Raw genomic sequence first — 275 nt, 5'->3', positions numbered from 1 at the left:
CAATAATGCTCGAATCATTTGGTTACATATAAGTCGGAGTATGGAACCGTCCCGTTCCTTACCAGTGAGTATCCATGATGAGTTCTGATGCCAGCACGGTGTACGAAGCCCCGAACTACAGCCCGGAAGAGCGCCGCAAGCGCATCTTCGCCATTGTTGGCGCTTCCTCCGGCAACCTGGTCGAGTGGTTCGACTTCTACGTGTATGCCTTCTGCGCGATCTACTTCGCGCCGGCCTTCTTTCCGTCCGACGACCCCACCGTCCAGTTGCTCAAC

1 pseudogene is annotated in these 275 nt (G+C 55.3%); it reads left to right on the top strand.

What is annotated here, in order from left to right:
• Nucleotides 1-77 precede the first annotated feature (77 nt).
• A pseudogene (locus tag AC0IYH_RS31520) lies at nt 78-275 on the top strand (alpha-ketoglutarate permease); the annotation flags it as partial.

It is taken from the genome of Pseudomonas sp. AC463, assembly GCF_979253585.1.
This window is presented reverse-complemented; position numbering and strand designations above follow the sequence as displayed.